Annotated in this window: 17 protein-coding genes; 10 read left to right on the top strand and 7 right to left on the bottom strand. The window is 70.4% G+C overall.

All coding sequences use genetic code 11. The annotated features are described in order from the left end of the window. Positions 1 to 76 precede the first annotated feature (76 nt). From PKF00_RS06120 to PKF00_RS06105, 4 genes are all read left to right on the top strand, one after another. The gene (locus PKF00_RS06120) at positions 77 to 1,462 is read left to right on the top strand and encodes a cellulose binding domain-containing protein (protein ID WP_271216381.1); all 1,386 of its coding nucleotides are present in this window, start codon (positions 77 to 79) and stop codon (positions 1,460 to 1,462) included. Then, positions 1,459 to 3,405, top strand: a complete 1,947-nt coding sequence (locus PKF00_RS06115; RefSeq protein WP_271216380.1) for a fibronectin type III domain-containing protein — start codon at positions 1,459 to 1,461, stop codon at positions 3,403 to 3,405. Before PKF00_RS06120 ends, PKF00_RS06115 begins: the two co-directional genes overlap by 4 nt. Further along, positions 3,402 to 5,684: a carbohydrate binding domain-containing protein gene (locus PKF00_RS06110; protein WP_271216379.1), complete on the top strand. Its 2,283-nt coding sequence runs from the start codon at positions 3,402 to 3,404 to the stop codon at positions 5,682 to 5,684. The genes PKF00_RS06115 and PKF00_RS06110 overlap by 4 nt, the downstream gene beginning before the upstream one ends. A 210-nt stretch (positions 5,685 to 5,894) precedes the next feature. After that, complete coding sequence (locus PKF00_RS06105) at positions 5,895 to 7,013, top strand: glycoside hydrolase family 19 protein (protein WP_271216378.1); 1,119 nt, start codon at positions 5,895 to 5,897, stop codon at positions 7,011 to 7,013. A gap of 94 nt (positions 7,014 to 7,107) precedes the next feature. On the opposite strand, the gene narI is transcribed toward PKF00_RS06105, so the two are convergent. From narI to PKF00_RS06085, 4 genes are all read right to left on the bottom strand, one after another. Further along, positions 7,108 to 7,833: a respiratory nitrate reductase subunit gamma gene (narI, locus tag PKF00_RS06100; RefSeq protein WP_271216377.1), complete on the bottom strand. Its 726-nt coding sequence runs from the start codon at positions 7,831 to 7,833 to the stop codon at positions 7,108 to 7,110. Next, complete coding sequence (narJ, locus tag PKF00_RS06095; protein ID WP_271216376.1) at positions 7,830 to 8,396, bottom strand: nitrate reductase molybdenum cofactor assembly chaperone; 567 nt, start codon at positions 8,394 to 8,396, stop codon at positions 7,830 to 7,832. The genes narI and narJ overlap by 4 nt, the downstream gene beginning before the upstream one ends. After that, on the bottom strand, positions 8,393 to 10,024 hold the full coding sequence (narH, locus tag PKF00_RS06090; RefSeq protein ID WP_271216375.1) for a nitrate reductase subunit beta: 1,632 nt from the start codon (positions 10,022 to 10,024) through the stop codon (positions 8,393 to 8,395). The genes narJ and narH overlap by 4 nt, the downstream gene beginning before the upstream one ends. Positions 10,025 to 10,120: 96 nt before the next feature. Continuing rightward, on the bottom strand, positions 10,121 to 13,687 hold the full coding sequence (locus PKF00_RS06085; RefSeq protein ID WP_271216374.1) for a nitrate reductase subunit alpha: 3,567 nt from the start codon (positions 13,685 to 13,687) through the stop codon (positions 10,121 to 10,123). A 50-nt stretch (positions 13,688 to 13,737) separates the two neighbouring features. On the opposite strand from PKF00_RS06085, the gene PKF00_RS06080 reads away from it, so the two are divergent. Continuing rightward, positions 13,738 to 14,937 carry an MFS transporter gene (locus PKF00_RS06080; RefSeq protein ID WP_271216373.1) on the top strand — a complete coding sequence of 400 codons (1,200 nt, stop codon included), beginning with the start codon at positions 13,738 to 13,740 and terminating at the stop codon, positions 14,935 to 14,937. Here the strand turns inward: PKF00_RS06080 and PKF00_RS06075 are convergent. Then, positions 14,894 to 15,163: a DUF1049 domain-containing protein gene (locus tag PKF00_RS06075; protein ID WP_271216372.1), complete on the bottom strand. Its 270-nt coding sequence runs from the start codon at positions 15,161 to 15,163 to the stop codon at positions 14,894 to 14,896. The two genes, PKF00_RS06080 and PKF00_RS06075, sit on opposite strands and share 44 nt — an antisense overlap. A 124-nt stretch (positions 15,164 to 15,287) precedes the next feature. Here PKF00_RS06075 and PKF00_RS06070 point away from each other — a divergent pair, with 124 nt between their 5' ends. The 5 genes from PKF00_RS06070 to PKF00_RS06050 all read left to right on the top strand — a co-directional run bounded on the left by PKF00_RS06070 (position 15,288) and on the right by PKF00_RS06050 (position 21,572). After that, complete coding sequence (locus tag PKF00_RS06070) at positions 15,288 to 16,673, top strand: putative hexosyltransferase (protein WP_271216371.1); 1,386 nt, start codon at positions 15,288 to 15,290, stop codon at positions 16,671 to 16,673. 69 nt (positions 16,674 to 16,742) lie between these two features. Then, positions 16,743 to 17,804, top strand: coding sequence for an AAA family ATPase (locus PKF00_RS06065; RefSeq protein ID WP_271216370.1), 1,062 nt, complete (start codon positions 16,743 to 16,745; stop codon positions 17,802 to 17,804). 137 nt (positions 17,805 to 17,941) lie between these two features. Continuing rightward, the gene (locus tag PKF00_RS06060; protein ID WP_271216369.1) at positions 17,942 to 19,753 is read left to right on the top strand and encodes a vWA domain-containing protein; all 1,812 of its coding nucleotides are present in this window, start codon (positions 17,942 to 17,944) and stop codon (positions 19,751 to 19,753) included. 87 nt (positions 19,754 to 19,840) lie between these two features. Then, positions 19,841 to 20,695, top strand: coding sequence for a PhzF family phenazine biosynthesis protein (locus PKF00_RS06055; RefSeq protein ID WP_271216368.1), 855 nt, complete (start codon positions 19,841 to 19,843; stop codon positions 20,693 to 20,695). A 100-nt stretch (positions 20,696 to 20,795) separates the two neighbouring features. After that, complete coding sequence (locus PKF00_RS06050) at positions 20,796 to 21,572, top strand: arylamine N-acetyltransferase family protein (RefSeq protein ID WP_271216367.1); 777 nt, start codon at positions 20,796 to 20,798, stop codon at positions 21,570 to 21,572. A gap of 75 nt (positions 21,573 to 21,647) precedes the next feature. On the opposite strand, the gene PKF00_RS06045 is transcribed toward PKF00_RS06050, so the two are convergent. After that, entirely contained in the window at positions 21,648 to 22,313 is a 666-nt protein-coding gene (locus tag PKF00_RS06045; RefSeq protein ID WP_271216366.1) for a helix-turn-helix transcriptional regulator, read from the bottom strand. Between the two features lie 130 nt (positions 22,314 to 22,443). Next, positions 22,444 to 23,499, bottom strand: coding sequence for an AI-2E family transporter (locus tag PKF00_RS06040; RefSeq protein ID WP_271216365.1), 1,056 nt, complete (start codon positions 23,497 to 23,499; stop codon positions 22,444 to 22,446). Positions 23,500 to 23,949 lie beyond the last annotated feature (450 nt).

Genomic DNA, 23,949 nt, shown 5'->3' with positions numbered 1-23,949 from the left:
ACGTCCCATGGCGTCCCCGTGGCCCCTTCGAACCCACCCCCCTGACACCCCCCTTCGAAGCCACATGAGGCAGGTCATGAACCAACGATCAGCACGGGTACGGTTGACGACGCTCGCCGTCGCCGCCGCGCTCGCCTGCGGGGCGACGCTGCTGGCGACCGCCCCCGCCCAGGCCGACACCGCAACCTTCGTCAAGGCCTCCGAGTGGTCGGGCGGCTACACCGGCCAGATCACCGTCAAGAACACCGGAACCACCACGCTCAACGGCTGGACGGTGGTCTTCGACCTGCCTTCGGGCACGACGGTCGGCTCCTACTGGGACGCGCTCATGACGCAGTCCGGGAGCAGGTACACCTTCAAGAACCGCGACTACAACGGCACGCTCGCGCCGGGCGCGACCGCCACCTTCGGCTGGGTCGGCACCGGCACGGGCGCGCCGACCGGCTGCACCCTCAACGGCAACCCCTGCACCGGCGGCCCCGAGCCCTCGCCGTCGCCGACCGTGAGCCCCACGGTCAGCCCGAGCCCGACGGTCTCTCCGACCGTGAGCCCCAGTCCCACGGTCAGCCCGACCGTGCAGCCCGGCGGCCCCATGTGGGTGGCCCCCTACGTGGACATGGGCGCCTGGCCGCACCCCGTCCTGTCCGAGATGGTGACGGCCTCCGGCCAGAAGAACTACACCCTCGCCTTCATCGGGGCGGGGACCTGCAAGGCCACCTGGTTCGGCGCCTACGACCCGCGCTCGGGATGGGGCAAGGACCAGATCGACACCGTCAGGGCGGCCGGCGGAGACGTGAAGATCTCCTTCGGCGGAGCCAGCGGCGTGGAGCTCGCCCAGGCGTGCAGCGACGTCACCGCGCTCTACAACGAGTACAAGGCGGTCGTCGACACCTACGGCCTGAAGTACATCGACCTGGACATCGAAGGCGCGGCCACGCAGGACACCGCCTCCGTCAACCGCAGGTCGCAGGCCCTGGCCAGGCTCCAGCAGACCTACCCCAACCTCAAGGTCTCGCTGACCCTGCCCGTGCTGCCCGAGGGCCTCGTGGAGAGCGGGATCAACGTGGTCAAGTCGGCGCGTGACGCCGGGGTCAACCTCGACCTCGTCAACGTCATGGCCATGGACTACTACCGCGACGTCGACTACGGCGACGCGGCCGTCCAGGCGGCCAACAGCACCTTCGCCCAGCTCAAGACCCTCTACCCGGCCAAGACCGACGCCCAGGTGTGGAAGATGGTCGCCGTCACGCCGATGGTCGGCAAGAACGACGACGGACGGGTCTTCGACCAGAACGACGCGCGCCAGCTCGTCGCCTTCGCCAAGACCAAGCACCTGGGGATGCTCTCGTTCTGGGAGTCGATGCGCGACCGCAACGCCTGCAACGGCCCCCTGTACAAGTGCACCAACATCTCCCAGACGCCCTACGAGTTCGCCAAGATCTTCGCGGGGTACACCGGATGAACCTCAGGAAACTCGCGGCGGCGGCCGTACTGGCGATCGGCGGCACGATGCTCGCCGCGTCGCCCGCGCACGCCGCCAACATCGCGACGAACCCCGGGTTCGAGGACGGCCTGACCGGCTGGACCTGTACGGCGTCCTCGGGCGCGACGGCGGTCTCCTCACCGGTGCACGGCGGCTCCAAGGCGTTGCAGGCCACGCCCCAGGGCAGCGACACCGCGCGCTGCCAGCAGACGGTCAGCGTCAAGCCGTCCTCGTCGTACTCGCTGTCGGGCTGGGTGCGCGGCGGCTACGTCTTCCTCGGCGTGAGCGGCACCGGCACCACCGACCAGAGCACCTGGACGTCCTCGCCGTCGGCCTACTCCCAGCTCACCCGCACCTTCACCACCGGCGCGTCCACCAAGTCCGTGACGATCTACGTCAACAGCTGGTACGGCCAGGGCGCCTACCAGGCCGACGACATCGTCCTGGACGGCCCGCCCGGTGACGACACCGACACCGTCGCGCCGACCGTGCCCGGCAACCTGACCGTCGGCGGCGCGACCGGCAGCTCACTCGACCTGGCCTGGTCCGCCTCCACCGACAACTCAGGCAAGATCGACCGCTACGAGGTGTCGCGGGACAACGCGGCCCCGGTGAACGCGGGCACGGCGCTGACCCACACCGCGACCGGCCTGAACGCCGACACGACCTACGGTTTCCGGGTCCGCGCGTGCGACGCCGCGAACAACTGCTCCGCCTACACCCCCGTGGTGAACGGCAGGACCACCGGCGGCGGCCCCGACACCACCGCGCCGACCGTGCCCGGGAGCCCGGCCGTCGGCAGCCCCACCACCAGTTCGCTGAAGGTGACCTGGTCCGCCTCCACCGACGACTCAGGCAAGGTCGACCGCTACGAGGTGTCGCGGGACAACGCGGCCCCGGTGAGCGCGGGCACGAACCTGAGCCACACCGCGACCGGCCTGAGCGCCAACACGACCTACGGCTTCCGGGTGCGAGCCTGTGACGCCTCGGACAACTGCTCCGCCTACACCTCCTCGGTCAGCGGCAAGACCAGCGACGTCACGCAGCCCAGCGGCGAGATCCGCTACGCGCCGTACATCGACATCACCATGACGACGCCCTCGCTGGTCAACGCCGCCGCCGCGACCGGCGTGAAGAACTACACCCTCGCCTTCGCCCTCGGCGACAGCAGCGGCTGCAACCCCGCCTGGGGCGGCACCATCCCGCTGGACGAGCCGCGCATCATCAACGACGTCAAGGCGCTCCAGGCACAGGGCGGCCAGGTGATCGTGGCGACCGGCGGCGCCCAGGGCCCGTACCTCGAGCACACCTGCGGCACCTCCGCCGCACTGCTCGCCGCCTACAAGAAGGTGCTCGACACCGTCGGCACCAACCACCTCGACATCGACGTCGAGGCCACCATCGACACCAACAAGGTCAACACCGCGCTGAAGCAGCTCCAGGCCGAGCGCGGCACCGTGGTCAGCTACACCCTGCGGATCCAGGGCCAGGACTACGGCCTCGACCCGTTCTCGCTGTCGATCCTGCAGGACGCCGCGGCCAAGGGCCTCGACGTGATCGTCAACCCGATGCTGATGAACTTCGGCTACACCGGCAACTGGGGCAGCGCGATGACCGCCGCGGCCCAGGCCACCCTCAACCAGATGAAGGGCGTCTGGCCCGCCAAGACCGACGCGCAGCTGAAGAAGATGCTCGGTCTCACCCCGATGATCGGCAAGAACGACACCGGCATGACCACCACCCAGGCCGACGCGCGCACGCTGCTCAGCTGGGCCAACAGCAACCACGTGGCGTTCATCGGCTTCTGGTCCAGCGGCCGTGACAACGGCGGCTGCCCCAACGGCCAGGTCTCGCCCACCTGCAGCGGCGTCTCGCAGTCGCCGTGGGAGTTCACCAACATCTTCAAGGGATTCACGGGATGAACCTCAGGAAACTCGCTGCGGCGACCATACTGGCGATCGGCACGACGATGCTCGCCGCGTCGCCCGCGCACGCCGCCAACATCGCGGCCAACCCCGGGTTCGAGGACGGCCTGACCGGCTGGACCTGTACGGCGTCCTCGGGCGCGACGGCGGTCTCCTCACCGGTGCACGGCGGCTCCAAGGCCCTGCAGGCCACGCCCGTCGGCAGCGACACCGCGCGCTGCCAGCAGACGGTCGCCGTCAAGCCGTCCTCGTCGTACTCGCTGTCGGGCTGGGTGCGCGGCGGCTACGTCTTCCTCGGTGTGACCGGCACCGGCACCACCGACCAGAGCACCTGGACGTCCTCGCCGTCGGCCTACTCCCAGCTCACCCGCACCTTCACCACCGGCGCGTCCACCAGCTCGGTGACGATCTACGTCAACAGCTGGTACGGCCAGGGCGCCTACCAGGCCGACGACATCGTCCTGGACGGCCCGCCTGGAGCGGCGGTCCCGGCCGTCCCCGGGAACGTGACCGGCACCAGCACCCCCAGCACCGCCACATTGAAGTGGGCCGCCTCAGAGGGGGCGACGAGCTACAACGTCTACCGTGACAATGTCAAGGTGGGCTCGACCTCCAGCACCACCTACACCGACGTGGGCGCGGCGGCGGGCAGCCACGTGTACCAGGTGACCGCCGTCAACGCCGCGGGCGAGTCGGGCAGGTCCGAGTCGGTCACGCTGGTGCTCGGCAACGACAACCCGCAGGTCCCGGCCACCCCCACCGGCCTGACCGGCACGGGCGGCTCGAACTCGGCCACCCTGAAGTGGACCGCGGTCACCGGGGCGACGAGCTACAACGTCTACCGGGGCGGCACGAAGGTCGGCTCGGCCACGACGACCACCTACACCGAGGCCCTCCCGCCGGGCACCTACGCCTACCAGGTGACCGCCGTCAACGCCGTGGGCGAGTCCGCCAAGTCCGCGCAGGTCGCCGTCATGGTCGGCGGCGACGCCCCGCCGCCGGCCACGCCGACCGGGCTGACCGCCGCGGTCAACGGCAACACCGTGACGCTGAACTGGAACACCGCCTCGGGCGCCCCGACGGGCTACAACGTCTACCGTGGCAACACCAAGGTCGCCTCTCCGACGGCCACCACCTTCAGCGAGGTCCTCGCCGGCGGCACCTACGCCTACCAGGTGAGCGCCTTCAACCCGGTGGGCGAGTCGCCCAAGTCGGCCCCGATCACCGTCACGGTCGGCCCCGGCGACCCGCCCGCCAAGCGCGTCCTGGTCGGCTACCTGCACGCCTCCTTCGCCAACGGCTCCGGCTACATCCGGATGGCCGACGTGCCGAAGGAGTGGGACTTCATCAACCTGTCCTTCGGCGAGCCGACCTCGGTGACCTCCGGTGACATCCGCTTCCAGCAGTGCCCGGTCGCCGAGTGCCCCAACGTCGAGCCCGAGGCCGACTTCATCGCGGCGATCAAGGCCAAGCAGGCCCAGGGCAAGAAGGTGCTGATCTCGATCGGCGGCCAGAACGGCCAGGTCCAGCTCACCACCACCGCCGCGCGTGACAAGTTCGTCCAGTCGGTCGGCGCCATCATCGACAAGTACGGCCTCGACGGCCTCGACGTCGACTTCGAGGGCCACTCGCTCTACCTCAACCAGGGCGACACCAACCTCGCCGCCCCGACCACCCCGGTCATCGTCAACCTGATCTCCGCGCTGAAGAGCCTCAAGGCCAAGTACGGCTCCAAGTTCGTGCTGACCATGGCCCCCGAGACGTTCTTCGTCCAGCTCGGCTACCAGTTCTACGGTCCCGGCGCGAACGGCTCGGCCGACCAGCGGGCCGGGTCCTACCTGCCCGTCATCCACGCGATGCGCGACGACCTGACCCTGCTGCACGTCCAGGACTACAACTCCGGGCCGATCACCGGACTGGACAACCAGTACCACACCATGGGCAACGCGGACTTCCACGTGGCCATGACCGACATGCTGCTCGCGGGCTTCCCGATCGCGGGCAACGTCAACAACGTCTTCCCGGCCCTGCGTCCCGACCAGGTCGCCATCGGCCTGCCGGCCGCGACCTACGCGGGCGGCGGCTTCACCTCGGTGGCCGAGGTCCAGAAGGCCTTCGACTGCCTGGCCAAGGGCACCAACTGCGGGTCGTACAAGCCCAGGGCCGGCGTCAAGCCCGGTCTGCGCGGCCTGATGACCTGGTCGATCAACTGGGACAAGTACAACAACTTCGAGTTCTCCCGCAACCACAGGGCCTACCTCGACGCCCTGAACTGAAAAAGCCCCTCGCCGCCGGGGGAGACGGACCCCCGGTGGCGAGGTTTTGATCGCCGACGGAGGAGACGGACCTCCGGAGGCGAGATGTGATCACCTCCGGGGGAGACGGACCCCCGGAGGTGAGGTTTCCATCGGCGCCGGGGGAGACGGACTCCCGGCGCCGATGTCTTTGCCGGTTTCCCCCGCCGTCGCCCCCCAAGGAGTTGCCAAGTGTTGAGACTACGCATCATGGCGTCCATCGCCGCGGTCGCGGTGACGGGCGCGCTGGCGGTCATCCTCCCGACGACCTCCGCCTCCGCCGCCGCCTGCGCGGCCCCCTGGAGCGCCTCGAAGGTCTACACCGGCGGTGCGACCGCCTCCCACAACAGCCACAACTGGTCGGCCAAGTGGTGGACCCAGAACGAGACCCCGGGCACCGCCGCGGTCTGGGCCGACCAGGGAGTGTGCGGCGGCGGCGGCACGCCGAGCCCCTCTCCCACGCCCACCTCGTCCAGCTGCGACCACCCCGACTGGGTGGCGGGCAAGACGTATGTCACCGGTGACATCGTCAAGTACACCAACGGGCGGTACTACCAGGCCACCCACGACAACCCGGGCTACGACCCCGTCATCAGCACGTGGTACTGGTCGCCGTACATCTGCCGTTCCTCCACCCCGTCGCCCTCCCCGACCTCGTCGCCGACTCCGACCCCGACGTCGACGAACCCGGGCGGCTTCGTGGTCAGCGAGGCGCAGTTCAACCAGATGTTCCCGAGCCGCAACTCCTTCTACACCTACAACGGCCTGGTCAACGCGCTGAGCGCCTACCCCGCCTTCGCCGGGACCGGCAACGACACCGTCAGGAGGCAGGAGGCGGCGGCGTTCCTGGCCAACGTCAGCCACGAGACCGGCGGCCTGGTGTACGTGGTCGAGCAGAACACCTCGAACTACCCCCACTACTGTGACGCCACCCAGCCCTACGGCTGCCCGGCGGGACAGGCCGCCTACTACGGCAGGGGCCCGATCCAGCTGAGCTGGAACTACAACTACAAGGCCGCGGGCGACGCCCTGGGCATCGACCTGCTCCGCAACCCCAACCTGGTGCAGACCGACCCGGCGGTGGCCTGGAAGACCGGCATCTGGTACTGGATGACCCAGAACGGCCCCGGCACGATGACGCCGCACAACGCGATGGTCAACGGCGCGGGCTTCGGCGAGACGATCCGCAGCATCAACGGCTCCCTGGAGTGCAACGGCGGCAACCCCGGCCAGGTCCAGAGCCGGATCAACAACTACCAGAGGTTCACCCAGATCCTGGGAGTGACCCCCGGCGGCAACCTGAGCTGCTGATCCCTCTCAGACCGCCCGGCGGCCCCAGGCCGCCGGGCAGGCCCGAGGAAGGCCCCCGGCCGCAGTCGCGCCGGTCGGGGGCCTTCCTGCGGAGTCACCGGTCCCACCCGGGACGGGGAGCCCGTACGGCCTGCCGTCCGGCCGCGCCACGGCTGCGGTAGACGATGTAGGGGCGGAACACGTAGCCGACCGGGGCGGCGAAGGCGTGGACCAGACGGGTGAAGGGGAACAGCGCGATCAGCGCCATGCCGACCAGCGTGTGCAGCTTGTAGGTCCAGGGCGCGCGGATCATGGCCGAGGCGTCCGGCTGCAGGACGAAGACCCCGCGGAACCACGGCGACACCGTCTGACGGTAGTCATGGGCCTGGAAGGCGGCGCTGAGCAGCGTGGTCGCGAGCCCGGCGACGATCGCGGCGACCAGCACGACGTACATCATCTTGTCGTTCCTCGTGGTGGCCAGGAAGACGGGCCCCGTGGTGCGGCGACGGTAGATCAGCAGGGCGATCCCGCCCAGCGTGCACACCCCCGCGACGCCGCCGACGATCAGCGCGCTCGCGTGGTAGAGCGGCTCGCCGATCCCGACCGCGTCGGTCCAGCCCTCCGGGATCACCAGCCCGAACAGGTGCCCGAGCAGCACGAACAGCAGCCCGAAGTGGAACAGCGGGCTGCCGATCCGCAACAGCCTGCTCTCGTACAGTTCGGAGGAACGGGTGGTCCAGCCGAACCTGTCGTAGCGGTGACGCCAGATCAGCCCGCCGACCAGCAGGACCAGCGTCAGGTACGGCGTGACCACCCACATGGCGGTCTCGCTCCAGCTCATCCGTACACCCCCACCGACTCCGACGGCGGCCCCTGCCCCGCCAGCCTGGCCACCAGCGCCCGTTCCGCCCGGTCGACGGGCGGGAGCGTGGCGCACACGGCCTCGACCACGGACCCGTACGGCGAGCCGCACTCACGCAGCGCGAGCCGTAGCAGCTCCAGTCCCGCCCGGTTGTCCCGCAGGACGGCGGCCCCTTCCGGCTCCAGGGCGGCGAACTCCAGCATGACCGGCAGGTAGTCGGGCAGTTCGTCCCCGCACAGCTCCCACCCGCACGCGCGGTAACGGACCTTCAGCCTGGCCAGCGACGCGCCCCGCCGCCGGGTGTCCCCATCGGCGTAGTAGGTCAGGTAGAGGCAGCACCTGCGCCGCAGGTCGAAGGTCTCCACGTAGTGCGCGGCCAGCTCGCCCCGCCCGACCCGCGACAGGTGGCCGAGGAACGCCTCGAAGCACGGCCCGGCGGCCGCGCGGACCAGCGGCAGCCGTTCCCAGAAGTGTTCGTCGGGGTAGGCGAGCAGGTGCGCCGCGGCCTGCCACACCACGCGGTCGTCCAGACGTCTTCTCATCGCCTGTCCCTCTTCGGGAACATCCCATCGGGGACGCCCTTGCCGTCCCAGTTGAGGAGGTTGACGCGCTCGTGGGTGACCTCGTCGCTCGTCTGGCGCTGCTTGAGCGAGTGGAAGCTCTCCACGGAGACCGGCGCGGGAGTCCCCGAGGCCTCGCCGAACGGTCCCGTCATGCCGGGACCGCCCTCGTAGTCGAGGCTGCAGCCGATCTCCTCGACGGACCCCGGCTCCGCGGCGTAGGCCGTCGGGATCACGTACCGCTCCTCGTACCTGGCCAGGGCCAGCAGCCGGTACATGGCCTCGACGTCCTCGCCGGTCAGCCCGGCGCGGGTGCCGATCGACGGGTCGGGCTCCTCGCCGAGGTTGATCCGGCGCATGTGGGCGCGCATCGCCGCCAGCCGCCGCAGCGAGGCCTTCACCGGGACCGGGTCCCCCGCGGTGAACAGCTCGGCCAGGTACTCGACGGGGATGCGCAGCGTCTCGATCGCGCCGAACAGGTTGCCCGCGTCCTCGCCGTCGTGGCCGCCGCCCGCCAGCGCGTCGACCACGGGGGACAGCGGCGGCACGTACCAGACCATCGGCAGCGTCCTGAACTCCGGGTGCAGCGGCAGCGCGACGCGGTACTTCATGATCAGGTCGTGGACGGGCGACCTGCGGGCCGCCTCGAGCCAGTCGTCGGGGATGCCGGAGCGCGTCGCCGCCGCCGCGACCTCGGGGTCGCGCGGGTCGAGGAACAGCGACAGCTGCGCCTCGTACAGATCCTCGTCCCCGGGCACGGAGGCCGCCTCCACGACCCGGTCCGCGTCGTAGAGCATCACCCCCAGGTAGCGCAGCCGCCCGACGCACGTCTCCGAGCAGACCGTCGGCAGCCCGACCTCGACCCGGGGGAAGCAGAACGTGCACTTCTCGGCCTTGCCGGTCCTGTGGTTGAAGTAGACCTTCTTGTACGGGCAGCCGGTGACGCACATCCGCCAGCCCCTGCACCTGTCCTGGTCGACCAGCACGATCCCGTCCTCGCTGCGCTTGTACAGCGCCCCCGAGGGGCACGCCGCCACGCACGCCGGGTTGAGGCAGTGCTCGCAGATGCGGGGCAGGTAGAACATGAAGGCCCGCTCGAAGTCGAGCCGCACGCTGTCGCCGATCCGCTGGACCACCGGATCGGCCGAGGCCAGCGAGGGCCCGCCGCCGAGGTCGTCGTCCCAGTTGGCGCCCCACCGCACGGCCATCGGCTCGCCGCTGATCAGCGAGCGCGGCGGGGCCACCGGGGTGTCGGCGGACAGCGGGGCCGAGGTCAGGTTCTCGTAGTCGTAGGTCCAGGGCTCGTAGTAGTCCTGGATGGACGGCATGATCGGGTTGGCGAAGATGCTCAGCATCCTGCGCAGCCGCCCGCCGGACTTGAGCGTCAGCCGCCCGTGCCGGTCGAGCTCCCAGCCGCCCCGCCACTTCTCCTGGTCCTCGTAACGGCGCGGGTATCCCTGCCCGGGACGCGTCTCGACGTTGTTGAACCAGACGTACTCGACGCCGCTGCGGTTGGTCCACGTCTGCTTGCAGGTGACCGAGCAGGTGTGGCACCCGATGCACTTGTCGAGGTTCATCACCATGGCGATCTGGGCCATCACCCTGCTCATCGCTCGCTCACCTCTCCTCGTTCGCTCCGCGGTCGCTCTCGTTCCTCGACCGTCCACTTCGTTCACCGCGGGAGGCGCGGGAGGTTCGCTCGCGCATCAGTACCGCACCTCCTGCGAGCGCCGCCGGATGACCGTGATCTCGTCGCGCTGGTTGCCGGTCGGGCCGAGGTAGTTGAAGGCGAACGACAGCTGCGCGTACGCGCCGATCATGTGCGTCGGCTTGATCAGCACCCGGGTCAGCGAGTTGTGGATGCCGCCCCTGCGCCCCGTCCGCTCCGTCAGCGGCACGTCGACCACGCGCTCCTGCACGTGGTACATGTACACCGTCCCCGCGGGCATCCGGTGCGACACGACCGCCCTGGCCACGACCACGCCGTTGCGGTTGGCCGCCTCCACCCAGTCGTTGTCCGCGACCCCGATCAGCGCGGCGTCCTCGACCGACATCCAGATCGTCGGACCGCCCCGCGAGAGGGTGAGCATGAGCAGGTTGTCCTGATACTCCGAGTGGATCGACCACTTGGAGTGCGGGGTGAGGTAGCGGACCACGAGCCCGTCCCTGACCTGGTCGTCCACGCCGTACAGCGCCGCGATGTCCAGCGGGGGGCGGTAGACCGGCAGCGCCTCGCCGTACTCGTGCATCCAGTCGTGGTCGAGGAAGAAGTGCATGCGCCCGGTGAGCGTGTGCCAGGGCTTGCCGTGCTCGACGTTGACCGTGAACGGCGAGTAGCGCCGGTCGCGGGCCTCCTTGCCCGACCACTCGGGGCTGGGGGCCACCGCGACGGGCCGCGCCTGGGTGTCGGAGAAGACGATCCGGTGGTCGCGGTGCGCCAGCCCGGACAGGTCGACGCCGGTCCGCTCCGACAGCTGGGCGAAGCCCTGCGCGGAGAGGCGGCCGTTGCTGACGCCCGACAGCGCCAGGAGCGTCTCGCACATCCTGGCGTCGGTGTCCATCATCGGCCTTCCCCCCGAGACCCCGGTACGGCCCCGCCCGTCGCCCCACCCGTTGCTCTGCCCGAGCCAGGTGATCTCGGCCTCCGGATGGAAGACCACGCCCTTGGCCGGCACCCCCTTCTCCTCGGCGAGCGGCCCGAGCGAGGCCATCTTCTCCGCGATCGCGGCGTAGTCGCGTTCGACCACCGCCAGGTCGGGCACAACGGGACCCGCCGGAGCCCTGCCTCCCGGCTGCGCGGTCTCTCCCGGGGTGTCGTGCTGGGCGGTCACGACCACCACGTCCCTGCGCCTGCCCAGGTGCTCGGCGGCCAGCGCGGAGAAGGCCTCCGCGATGGCGTGGAAGGCGGAGAAGTCGGTCCTCGTCTCCCATGGCGGGTCGATCGCCGGGTTGAACGCGTGCACGAACGGGTGCATGTCGGTCGACGACAGGTCGTGCTTCTCGTACCACGTCGCGGCGGGCAGCACGATGTCGGAGAACAGCGTGCTGGAGGTCATCCTGAAGTCCAGCGTGAGCAGCAGGTCCAGCTTGCCGCGCGGCCCCTCGGGGTCGGGGGCGGGCAGGTTGGAGTCGGCGCCGAGCAGGTGGTGCAGGAAGTACTCGTTGCCCTTGGCCGAGGAGCCGAGCAGGTTCGAGCGCCACAGCGTGAGCACCCTCGGCCAGTTGCGGGGGTCGTCGGGGTCGTCGGCGGCGAAGCGCAGCCTGCCCTCCCGCAGCTCCCGCCGGGTGAACTCGACCGGGTCGTCGGCCTCGCCCAGTTCCAGCGGGTTGCGGTCGAAGGCGGGCGACATCGGCATCCAGCCGTTGCGCACCGCCCGCGCCACCAGGTCGCCCGTGCGCAGCCCCGCGAACTCGCCGGGCCCCAGCGGGGAGCAGAGCTCGCTCGCGTCGAAGCGGTCGTAGCGCCACTGGTCGGTGTGCAGGTACCAGTACGGCGTGCCCGGCGTCTGCCGGGGCGGCCGCGCCCAGTCGAGCCCGCCCGCGAGCTGGGCCCAGCCCGCCAGCGGCCTGCACTTCTCCTGGCCGACGTAGTGCGCCCAGCCGCCGCCGTTGACGCCCTGGCAGCCGGTGAGCATCAGCAGCGACAGGAACGCCCGGTAGATCGTGTCGCCGTGGAACCACTGGGTGGTCCCGGCACCCAGCACGATCATGAAGCGGCCCTTCGTCCGCTCCGCCGTCTCCGCGACCTCCCTGGCGATCCGCGCCGCCCTGGCCGCGGGGACGGAGGTGATCGGCTCCTGCCAGGCGGGGGTGTACGGCTCCGCCGGGTCGTCGTAGCCGCTCGGCCACGTCCCCGGCAGTCCGTCCCTGGCCACGCCGTACTGGGCGAGCATCAGGTCGAAGACCGTGGTCACCAGATGCTCGCCGAGCGCGCCGACCCGGCGCACCGGCACGCCCCTGCGCACGCTCCCCGCCCCGCCGTCGAAGCGGGGCAGGTCGACCGCCGCCGAGGAGCGCCTGCCGTACAGGGTCAGCAGGGGGTCGTTGTCCAGCCTGAGGTTCCAGCGGCCCTTGCCCGAGGCGGTCCAGCGGAAGCCGACCGAGCCGTTCGGCACGAAGGGCTCGCCGTCCGCGCCCATCATGACGGTCTTCCACTCCGCCCCCTCGCCGGTGTCGCCCAGGTCGGCGGCGGTGAGGAACTTGTCGGGGACGTGGACGCCGTCGCGTTCGCGCAGCCGTACGAGGAAGGGCAGGTCGGTGAAGCGCCTGACGTAGTCGGCGAAGTACGGCACCCGGCGGTCGACGAAGAACTCCTTGAGGAGCACATGCCCCATGGCCATGGCCAGCGCGCCGTCGGTTCCGGGGCGGATCGCCAGCCACTCGTCGGCGAACTTCGCCGCGTCGTTGTAGTCGGGGGAGACGACCACGACCTTCTGCCCCCGGTAGCGGGCCTCGGCCATGTAGTGGGCGTCCGGGGTCCTGGTGACCGGGACGTTCGCGCCCCACAGCATCAGGTAGGCGGCGTCCCACCAGTCGGCGGACTCGGGCACGTCGGTCTGGTCGCCGAAGACCTGCGGGGAGGCCACCGGCAGGTCGGCGTACCAGTCGTAGAACGACAGCATGGTGCCGCCGATGAGCGAGACGAACCGGGACCCGACCGCGTGGGAGACCATCGACATCGCGGGGATGGGGGAGAACCCGGCGATCCGGTCGGGGCCGTAGGCCTTGACGGTGTGCACGTGCGCGGCGGCGATCATCTCGACCGCCTCCGGCCAGCCGACCCTGACCAGGCCGCCCCTTCCCCTGGCGCTCTGGTACGCGCGCCGCCGTTCGGGGTCGGTGGTGATCTCCGCCCAGGCGGCGACCGGGTCGAGGCCCCTGGCCCTGGCCTGCCGGTACATCTCGACCAGCACGCCGCGCGCGTAGGGGTGACGGACCCGGGTGGGGGAGTAGGTGTACCAGGAGAAGGCGGCGCCCCTGGGGCAGCCGCGCGGTTCGTACTCGGGGCGGTCGGGGCCGACGCTGGGGTAGTCGGTCTGCTGGGCCTCCCAGGTGATGATCCCGTCCTTGACGTAGACCTTCCAGGAACACGAGCCGGTGCAGTTCACGCCGTGCGTCGAGCGGACCACCTTGTCGTGGCTCCACCGGTCCCGGTAGAAGGAGTCGCCTTCCCTGCCCCCGGTCAGGTGGAGCGTGTGCAGGTCACGGCTCTCCGGAACCCTCCTGAAGAACCGGCCGGTCTTGAGGAGCAACTCCTCCGCCTCGGACCCCATGTGAGCAGTTCATCACACATAGTTAGCATTTGTGGTGTCGGGGGGTACGCATGTCGAATGAACTTCGCAAAGGCCAGGTCTCCAACCTGGCGCTCGCCACGGCCGCTTTCGCGATCACCTTCTGGGCGTGGAACCTGATCGGTCCGCTCGCCGGGAGCTACAGCAGGCAACTCGGCCTGTCGCCGACCCAGACGTCCCTGCTGATCGCGATCCCGGTGCTGGTCGGCTCGCTCGGCCGCATCCCGGTCGGCGTGCTCGCCGACAGGCTCGGCGGACGGCTCATGTTCACGGCCGTCTGCTTCGTCACGATCGTTCCGGTGCTCGGGGTCGGCTGGTCGAACTCCTACGGCTGGCTGCTGTTGTGGGGCTTCCTGCTCGGCGTCGGCGGCACCTCCTTCGCCGTCGGCGTGCCGTTCGTCAACGCCTGGTACGAACCCGCGCGGCGCGGCTTCGCCACCGGCGTCTTCGGCATGGGCATGGGCGGCACGGCCCTGTCGGCGTTCCTCACCCCCCGCCTGGTCGAGTCCCTCGGCAGGGCGCAGACCCACGTGCTGATGGCCGTCGTGCTGGCCGTGATGGGCGTCGTCATGCTGCTGTTCAGCCGCAACTCGCCCGGGTGGAAGCCCGCGACCGAGTCCGCGCTGCCCCGGATGCGCGACGCCATGAGGATCAAGGCGACCTGGCAGTGCGCGTTCCTCTACGCCGTCGCCTTCGGCGGCTTCGTCGCCTTCTCCACCTACCTGCCCACCCTGCTGCAGATCGTCTACGGCTTCACGCAGACCGGCGCGGGCCTGCGCGACGCCGGGTTCTCGATCGCCGCGGTCGTCGCCAGGCCGGTCGGCGGCACGCTCTCCGACCGGGTCGGCGCGGCCAGGGTGCTGGTGGTCTCGTTCGCCGGGACCGCGATCATGGCGGTCGTCCTGGCCTTCAACCCGCCGCCCGAGATCCTCGCGGGCACCTGCTTCGTGCTGATGGCCCTCTTCCTCGGCCTCGGCACCGGAGGCGTCTTCGCCCTGGTCGCCAAGCTCGTCGAGCCGTCCAGGGTGGGCACGGTCACCGGCCTGGTCGGCGCGGCGGGCGGTCTGGGAGGCTATTTCCCGCCCCTGGTCATGGGTGTCGTCTACTCCGCCACCCAGGCCTACACGATCGGCTACGCTTTGCTCTCCCTGACGGCGCTGGCCGCGCTGTTCTACACCTGGAAGGCGTTCACCTCCGCTTCGGCGGCCAGCGGCGGGCCAGCAGCCCGATGAGCACGCCGACCAGCAACATCGCCAGCAGCGCCGCCCACAGCGGCGAGGTGACGTCGAGGACCAGCCAGCGGATCCTGACGGCGCCGCGGTTCTGCGCGACGAAGCTCACGCCGAGCGCCAGCAGCGCCAGCGCGACCCACAGTCGCGGCGGCGCCGCCGCGATCCGCCTCCAGAACGACCTCGATCCGGCGGCGGGGGCCGGGCCGGCAGCGGGTGTCGATGTCATACGCACCCCCGTGACTACCAATTGTGACTATTATACTACTTTCAGCTCTGTAAGCTGAGAGACTGGTCTCGTTTTCGAGGCCGGGTGGGTGCTCGACGACAGGTTCCGGCAGGCTGTTACCGTCATGGATTACGCAATTCTTACGGGGTTCGTCCTCGTCACAGGTGTCGTGCTGGCTCTGGTCGCGCAGTGGAGGGGCTGGCGTCCCTCGCTTCTCGCCGTGCTCGCGGTCGGGATCGGGTTCAGGGTGCTCATCATGACCACCTCCGCGATCGACACCTGGCAGCCGGTGGACTTCATGGAGAGCTTCAAGCCTGCGGGCGAGGCCATCCTGAACCACCAGGACCCCGTGCTGGGCAGCGAGGGCGGCTGGCACTTCCTGCCGACCATCCCCTACGTCTACGGCCTGCTGCTCTGGCTGGGAATCCCGTGGGAGATCGGCGGCAGGCTCGTCACCGTGGTCGCCGACATCGTGCTGATTCCGCTCGTCGGCAAGCTCGCGGGCGGCGAGAAGGCGTCGCTGCGCGCCTTCCAGTACGCCTGCAACCCGCTGGCCCTCCTCGTCGCCGCGGTCCACGGCCAGGTCGAGCCGGTCGCGCTGGTCTTCGGCGTCGCCGCGTTCGTCGTCGCCAGAGGTCCGGGCGCCCCCGAGCGGCCCGGCCTCACGACCAACATGGTCGCCCTGGTCAGGAGGAGCGTCTCCGCCCGCGGCCTCAGCGGAGCCGTACGGCGGGCCGTGGGCCCCGACGGCGTGGTGCGCAGGGCGCTCACGCCCCGCTCCGACGACGCCGCCGTCATGCGCAGGGCGCTGCTCGCCGGACTGCTCATGGGCCTGGCCCTGTGCGCCAAGAGCTGGCCGATCTGGCTGATCCCCGGCATGCTCCTGCTGCTGCCGACCTTCCGCGCCCGCGCGGCCGCGTTCGTCGCCACGGCCGTCCCGCCGATCTTCTTCCTGGCCACCCTGCCGGTCTTCGCGGGCACCTCGCTCGACCAGATCCCCGAGGTCATCCGGATCATGGGAGACGTCCGGCCGATCGTCGGCGAGTGGTCCTACAGCGCGATCCTCGTCGGCGGCGACTGGACGCTCAGCCCGGAGATCGCCACGTTCGGCACCCGGCTGATCTACGTCACGATGCTGGTCGTCGCCTTCCTCTGGCGTCGCGCCGACCCGATCGACCTCACCACCGCCCTGCTGCTCGCCTTCATGGTCACCACCCCCCGCCTCGGCGCGCAGTACCTGCTGTGGTTCATGCCGTTCCTGATCGCCCGCCCCACCCGCTTCGCCTGGCCCGCCATCATCGGCGTCTCCCTCTGGGCGGGGTACGGCTACCTCTACATGACCCAGTTCGACACCGACACCTGGTGGGGGCTGCACTCCGTCTGGTCCAGGAGCTCCATCGTGCTGCTGCCGATCCTGGCCGCGGCCATGCCGTGGGGGCGCCGCGTCTCCACGGCCTCCGTCCCGTCCGCGGGAGCCGTCCGGAAGGTCCCCGTCTCCGCCCCCGTCTGAGGCCCGGCTCCCCGCCCCCCGCGGGAAAAACCGGGTGCGTGCCCCGGGGCGACTTGTCACCCTTGGGGCATGCAGGCAACCGTCAGCGTGACCCCGGCCCAGCTGCCCGGCGTGCTCCTCCACGTCGCCGTCGTGCGCCCGGTGTTCCTCTGGGGCGCGCCCGGCATCGGCAAGAGCTCACTGGTCCGCGAGTTCGCCGCCTCGCTCGGCCTGGAGTGCGTCACCATGCTCGGCACCCAGCTGGCCCCGGAGGACCTCGTCGGCGTGCCCGAGCTGGTCGACGGGCGCAGCCGCTTCGCCCCGCCCGAGTCGATCGCCAGGGCCGAGCCGTACTGCCTGTTCCTCGACGAGCTCAACGCCTCCGCGCCCGAGGTGCAGAAGGCGTTCTACTCGCTCATCCTCGACCGCCGCATCGGCGCCTACGAGCTTCCCGAGGGGTCGGTCGTGATCGGCGCGGGCAACCGCGCCACCGACAACGCCCTGGCCAGGCCGATGGCCTCCGCCCTGATCAACCGCCTGGTCCACGTGCACCTGCGCGCCTCGGCGACCGACTGGCTGACCTGGGCCACGGCCAACGGCATCCACCCCTGGATCGTCGACTACCTCGTGCAGCGCCCCGACCACCTGTGGAGCGCTCCGCCGAAGACCGAGGAGACGTTCTCCTCCCCGCGCGCCTGGCACATGCTCTCCGACGTCATGCGTTCCTACGGCGACGGCATCGACGACGAAACCCTCGCCATGCTGGCCTTCGGCACCCTCACCACCGCCCACGCCTCCGCCTTCCGGGCCTACGTCAAGACCGTCCGTCACGCCTACGACCTCGACGCCGTGATCAAGGGCGACGTCCCGTGGCCGCGCCGCCCCGAGGACCGCGACCTGCTCTACTTCCTGTCGGAGACCTTCCGCGCCCGCCTGATGAAGGAACTGCCCGGGGACAAGCGCGGAGCCTCCTCCCGCGGCAGGGACCTCGCCTTCAGGGCCAAGACACTCCTGGTCGAGCTGGCCGGCGTCTCGCTGGAGTGCGCGCAGCTCGTCATCGCGAACGACGAGAACGGCGCCCCCGCGCTGCCCACCTGGTTCCTGGTCGAGGTGGGGCGCGACCTGCCCCGCCTCATCGCCGCGAGGAACTGACGGGCGCGGGGAGGGCCGAGGCGAGGAACCGGTGGGACACCGGGCGGGGACGGGGGACCGGCGGGACACCGGAGACGGAGACCGGGACCGGGACGGGGAACCGGCGGGGACACGGACAGGACGAAGGGAAGGAACCGATGGGCCGTCAGAAGGCCAAGGTCGACCCCTGGCGCGAGGCCGTGCACGCCGGCTGGCGGATGGTCACCCGGCACCCGCTGTTCGGCGCCTTCTACGCCTACCTCGAGGTCGCGAACGACGACGAGCTCTCCCCCCACACCTGGGCCGTGGTCTCCGCGCGGGGGCACGTGCGCCACCACCCCCGCCGCCGCGCCGAGCCGGAGGAGTGGGCCTGGATCTTCGCCCATCTCCTGCTCCACCTGGGTTTCGGCCACGCGGACCCGCGCTCCGCGGCCCCGGGCGACCTCGGCGTCAGGGTGAACGAGAGCGACGGAGGAGTCCACCTGCCCGACCCCGCCTACCACGCCGCGTGCTGCCTGGCCGTCGACCGCTTCCTGCGCACCCTGAAGCTCGGCCGCTGCCCCACACCGCTGCCCCAGGAACTGCCCGCCGAGGACGAGGTCACGCTGTCCGAGCAGTGGCGACGCCTGAGCCTGCCGTCCGAGTACCGCCCGCTCGGGCCGCCCGACTTCGTGATCGGGGACGAGCGGACCGCGAAGAACGAGGACTTCCAGCGCGAGTTCGCCGTCGGCGTCGCCGGCTCGGCGACCGCCGCGCTGGACCTGGCGGGAAAGCCCCGCAGCACCGTCGCCAACCACGTCGAGGGGCCGTGGGACCTGGCGTTGCGCTGGTTCGTCTCGTCGTACCCCCTGCTCGGCGCCCTCGCGGCGGGCATGAGGCTCGTCGCGGACGTCGAGGTCGCCAAGGGCTGGCAGATCTCGATCGCCGCGGTCAGTCCGCAGGCCGCCGAGATCTACGTCAACCCGCTGGTACGGATGCCGGCGGAGGAGTGGCGTTTCGTGCTGGCCCACGAGATGCTGCACGCGGCCCTCCGCCACGGCGACCGCCTCGGCGGTCGCGACCCCTACCTCTGGAACGTCAGCGCCGACTACGTGATCAACGGCTGGCTGGTGGAGATGGCCGTGGGCGAGATGCCGGAGGGGCTGCTGTACGACCAGTCGCTGGCCGGGCTCTCCGTCGAGGCCGTATACGACCAGATCAGCACGGACCTGCGTCGCATGCGCAAGCTCTCCACCCTGCGCGGACGCGGAATCGGAGACGTCCTCGACCACCCGCTGCCGCATCCGGGCGCGCCGGGGCGCTACGTCGACCTCGACGACTACTACCGCAACGCCCTGTGCACCGGGCTCGCCTATCACCACAACGGCCGCAGGGGTCTTCTTCCCAGCGGCCTCGAACAGGAGATCCGGGCCCTGGACCAGCCCCCGCTGCCCTGGGGCGCGGCACTGGCCCGCTGGTTCGACGAGCACGTCCCCGCCGTCGAGCGACGCCGTTCCTACGCCAGGGCCTCCCGCCGCCAGTCCGCCAGTCCCGGCATCCCACGCCCCGGCTGGATCCGCCCCGAGGAGCTCGTGCGGCAGGCCACCTTCGGCGTCGTGCTGGACACCTCGGGCTCCATGGACACCCGGCTCCTCGGCAAGGCGCTGGGGGCGATCGCCTCGTACGCCGCCTCCCGCGACGTGCCCAGAGCCAGGGTCGTGTTCTGCGACGCCGCCGCCTACGACGCCGGCTACCTCCCGGTCGAGGAGATCGCGCACCGCGTCCGGGTCAGAGGCAGGGGCGGCACCATCCTGCAGCCGGGCGTCAACCTTCTCGAGCGAGCCGACGACTTCCCGCCCGACGGCCCCATCCTCGTGATCACCGACGGCGAGTGCGACGTCGTCCGCGTACGCCGCGAGCACGCCTTCCTGATCCCCCAGGGCGCGAGCCTGCCCTTCCGCCCCCGCGGCCCGATCTTCCGCATGAAGTGATCCCCGGCCGGCGGCCGTCTCGTCGGTTCGCACGCCGACGAGACCGGGGACGTCCGCCGGAGAGGCGACTGCTAGGTTCGGTTGACTGTGAGGAACAACGTGGAAGTCCTGCGCTACACCGCTTTCACCCACGACCCCGAGGGGGGCAACCCCGCCGGAGTCGTCCTTGACGCCGGAGGGCTGTCCGAGGCCGAGATGCTCGCCGTCGCCGCCGAGGTCGGATACTCGGAGACGGCCTTCCTGACCGAACGCGACGACGAGCGGCGCGCGTTCCGGGTGCGCTACTTCGCCCCAGAGGCCGAAGTCGCGTTCTGCGGGCACGCCACCATCGCCACCGCGGTGGCGATGGCCGAGCGGATCGGAGTCGGGCGGCTGCTGTTCGAGACCAACGCGGGCGAGGTCGCCGTGGACACCGAGGTCGTCGACGACACGCTTCTCGCCACGCTCACCAGCGTGCCCACCCGCTCGCGTCCGGCGAAGGAGGAGGAACTCGACGAGACGCTCGCGGCGCTCGGCTGGTCACGGGAGGACCTCGACCCGGCCTTCCCGCCGCACGTCGCCTTCGGCGGAGTCGAACACCTCGTGCTCGCCGCGGCCTCCCGCGAGCGGCTGGCCGATCTCGACTACGACTTCGACGCGCTGCGGTCGGTGATGACCGGCCACGGCTGGACGACCGTGGATCTCTTCTGGCGGGAGAACGACCAGCGCTTCCACTCTCGCAACCCGTTCCCGGTCGGGGGAGTGGTCGAGGACCCGGCGACCGGGGCCGCAGCCGCCGCCTTCGGCGGCTATCTCCGCGTGCTGGGGACCGGATCCGCCGAGTTCACGGTCATCCAGGGCGTGGACATGGGGCGGCCGAGCACCCTGAAGGTGTCGATCGCCTCTCCTGACGGCCGCACCCGGGTCAGCGGCGGCGCAGTCGCCCTGAACACCTCCCGGTAGTCGTCGTCCCGGCATCCCCCGGTGAACGTGCTCCCAGGCTCTTCCCGCGACCGGAGAGCCTGGGCTATGGAAGAGCGTTCGCATATGAGTGAATCGCTCCATGGACGAATACCTGAAGCGGATCGGGGCGGCCCGCCCCGCGAGCCCTGACAGCGGGTCGCTACGCGAACTGCAACTGCGCCACCTGCTGACGGTTCCGTTCGAGAACCTGAGCATCCACCTCGGAGAGCCCGTCGTGCTCGACGACGGGGCACTGGTCGACAAGGTCGTCGGCAGGCGCAGAGGCGGCTTCTGTTACGAGCTCAACGGCGCTTTCGCCGTACTGCTTCGCACGCTGGGCCACGAGGTGACCCTCCTGTCCGCCAGAGTCTTCGCCGACGGCGTCCTCGGGCCGCCCTTCGACCACATGGCCCTGCGGGTCAACGCCCCCGACCCCTGGCTCGTCGACGTCGGCTTCGGCAGGTTCGCCCACCACCCGCTCCGCCTCGACCTGCGCACCGACCAGCTCGACCCCGGAGGCGTCTTCCGCCTGACCGAGACCGAGGAAGGCGATCTCGACGTGCTGAGGGACGGCGTGCCCCAGTACCGCCTCGAACGGCGGCCACGCGTCCTGGCCGACTTCGAGGCCACCTGCTGGTGGCAGCAGACCTCGCCCAAGTCGCACTTCACCCGCTCGCCCGTCTGCACGATCCTCACCGAGGAAGGGCGTCTCACCCTGACCGACAGACTGCTCGTCCGAACCGTCGGAGACGCCCGGGAGGAACGGAACCTGGCCACCGACGCCGAAACCCTCGCCGCCTACCGCGACCACTTCGGCATCGAGCTGACCAGGCCGCCTGCCACGCCCCCGCGACAGCGGGAGCGAGCGGGCGAGTGACGCACCGCGCGGGCGGTACGCGACGCGGTGAACGTCCTCGGCTCGGCGTCCGAGTCCAGGCCGGGAATTCTCATGTCACGGGCGTGCGAGCAGCCTGCCCAGGGGCACTCCGGCCAGCCGTCTCACCTCGTTGGCCATGTGCGACTGGTCGGCGTACCCGCTGGCCAGTGCCGCCTCGGCGGCCGGCACCCCGCGCCTGGCCAGCCGCAGCGCCCGCTGGAACCGCACCACCCGCTGCAGCGTCTTCGGGCCGTACCCGAAGGCCCGCAGCGACCGGCGGTGCAACTGCCGTTCGCCGAGCCCGAGCTCCCAGGCCACCTGCCCCACGCTCCGGCCCGCCAGCAACGCCGCCGCGATGGCCGACGCCGCAGGGTCGGGCTCCGGCGTCTCGCGCAGCCGTACGGCCAGCGCCTCCTGCATGGTCCCGGGCGTCAGGTCCGGCAGCACGCCCAGGTCGGCCAGCGGCACCCGGGAGTCTCGCAGCGCCTCGACCGGCACGCCGAACACCTCGCCCACCGCGCCCGGCCGGAAGCGGACGCCGCTGTAGCGGTCGCCGGGGGACATGCGCACGGGCATCGGCCCCGTGTCAGGGCCGGCGACATGCGGCCCGTCCGGCCCCCAGATCAGATCGACGCAGCCGTCGGGAACCACCAACTGGGTCGAGGAGGAGGTGGCGACGTTCGTCCAGATCCGGGCCACCCGTCCGGCGAGCGCCGGATCCGGGGCCCACTCGAGGTACATGTTCCCAGGCTAGAGCCGGGGACTGCGGCGGCCGTCCTGACAGCCGCTCGCCGTCCGGTCGGCAGGGCCGGGCCACGCCGTGTCGTGCGTGACCGGCGGCGCCGCGACCGCGTGCTCCCGGTCGGCGCGGTCATGCCCGCCCGTCGTCGGGGGCCTGTCCGGAGATGAGCGCCGCGGCCCATTTCCCCTCGGGATCGCTGTCGACCAGCAGAGCCCTCGTCAGCAGGCTGAGCGGGATGGCGAGCAGGGCTCCCAGCGGGCCCAGCACGAACGCCCACAGCAGCAGGGACAGGAACGTCACGGTCGTGGACAGCCCCACGGCGTCGCCGAGGAACTTGGGCTGGACGAGCGACTGGACCACGAAGTTGATCGCCATGTAGCAGGCGATCACGAGGAGCATGGTCTTGGGACCGCCCTCGAGCAGGCCGAGGAGGGCGGGCGGGACGAGGCCGATGACGAAGCCGATGTTCGGGATGTAGTTGGTGATCAGTGCCAGCACGCCCCAGAGCAGCGGAAGCGGAACGCCGAGCACCCACAACGCGATCACGTCCAGCGTGGAGCAGACGAGGCCGAACCCCGTCGAGACGACGAGGTAGCGACGGGTGTTGTGGGCGAACTGCCCGAGCGCGTGGATGAGCTCAGGTCGTCGTCGCGCCGTGCCGGACGCCAGGATCCGGTCGAAGTTGCGGGCGTCCAGGCACATGGACAGCACCAGGACCACGATGAGCACCAGGCTGGAGAAGGCCCCCAGGAGGCCGGAGGCGAAGCCGGTGAGAAGGTCGAAGATCTTGCTCGGGTCGAGAGTCCGGATCGCCTGGCTCATTTCCTTGCCGCCGATTCCGAGCTGTCCCGCGAACTGCTGCGCTCGGGCGACGAGCTGGTTGAACTGCTGGCCGTAGGTCGAGGCGAGGGTCGCCATCTGGGCGACGGACAAGGTCAGGATCGCGACCATGCCCAGCAGCAGGAGCAGCACCAGCACCAGGGGAACCGCGACGAGAGTCCACCCGGGCGCACCGCGCCTGGCCAGCCAGGTCCTGACCGGGGCGACCGCCAGGACGAGCACCAGTGCGAGCAGCACGGGTCCGACGATCGATCCGACCTCTCTGATTCCGGCCAGCGTGACCACGGCGCTCGCGGCACAGAGCAGCACGACGAGGGCTCGGGGAACCAGCTTTTGGTCCGTCATATTCGGATCTCTACCCATATGGGGAGAAACACGTCTTGACCGGAGGGGCGTTGATTTGACGAGGGCGGACGCCGTACATAGAGTTCACAGGCCCGAGGGGGTCGGTGGAGATCACCAAGGCCTCGGGACCCTCCTTCTGATCAAATCCCCCGGTGGGACACGTGTGTCCTGACGGGAGTCCGGTTCGACAGGGACCGGATGGTGGAGTAAGTTAGAAGGGTTGCTCCGGAGACGGGGCGGTCTGAATTCCCTTCAGGCGGGCTTGATCGAATCAAATGGATCCGAACGGATCGGTTTGACACGAAAAAGCGGGTCTGAAAGAATAAAGACACAACGAAATGAACGAAACGAAACGCCCCGGAAGCGCCGACCGGATCACCCGGTTCGGAGCGGACGGTGAACGCGTCCGTTTCTTGAGAACTCAACAGTGTGTTAAAAGCCAGTGCATGA

This window comes from Streptosporangium carneum, assembly GCF_027922005.1.
Lineage (GTDB): Bacteria > Actinomycetota > Actinomycetes > Streptosporangiales > Streptosporangiaceae > Streptosporangium > Streptosporangium carneum.
Note: the sequence above shows the minus strand (reverse complement) of the source record. Positions and strands in the feature narration are given on the sequence as shown.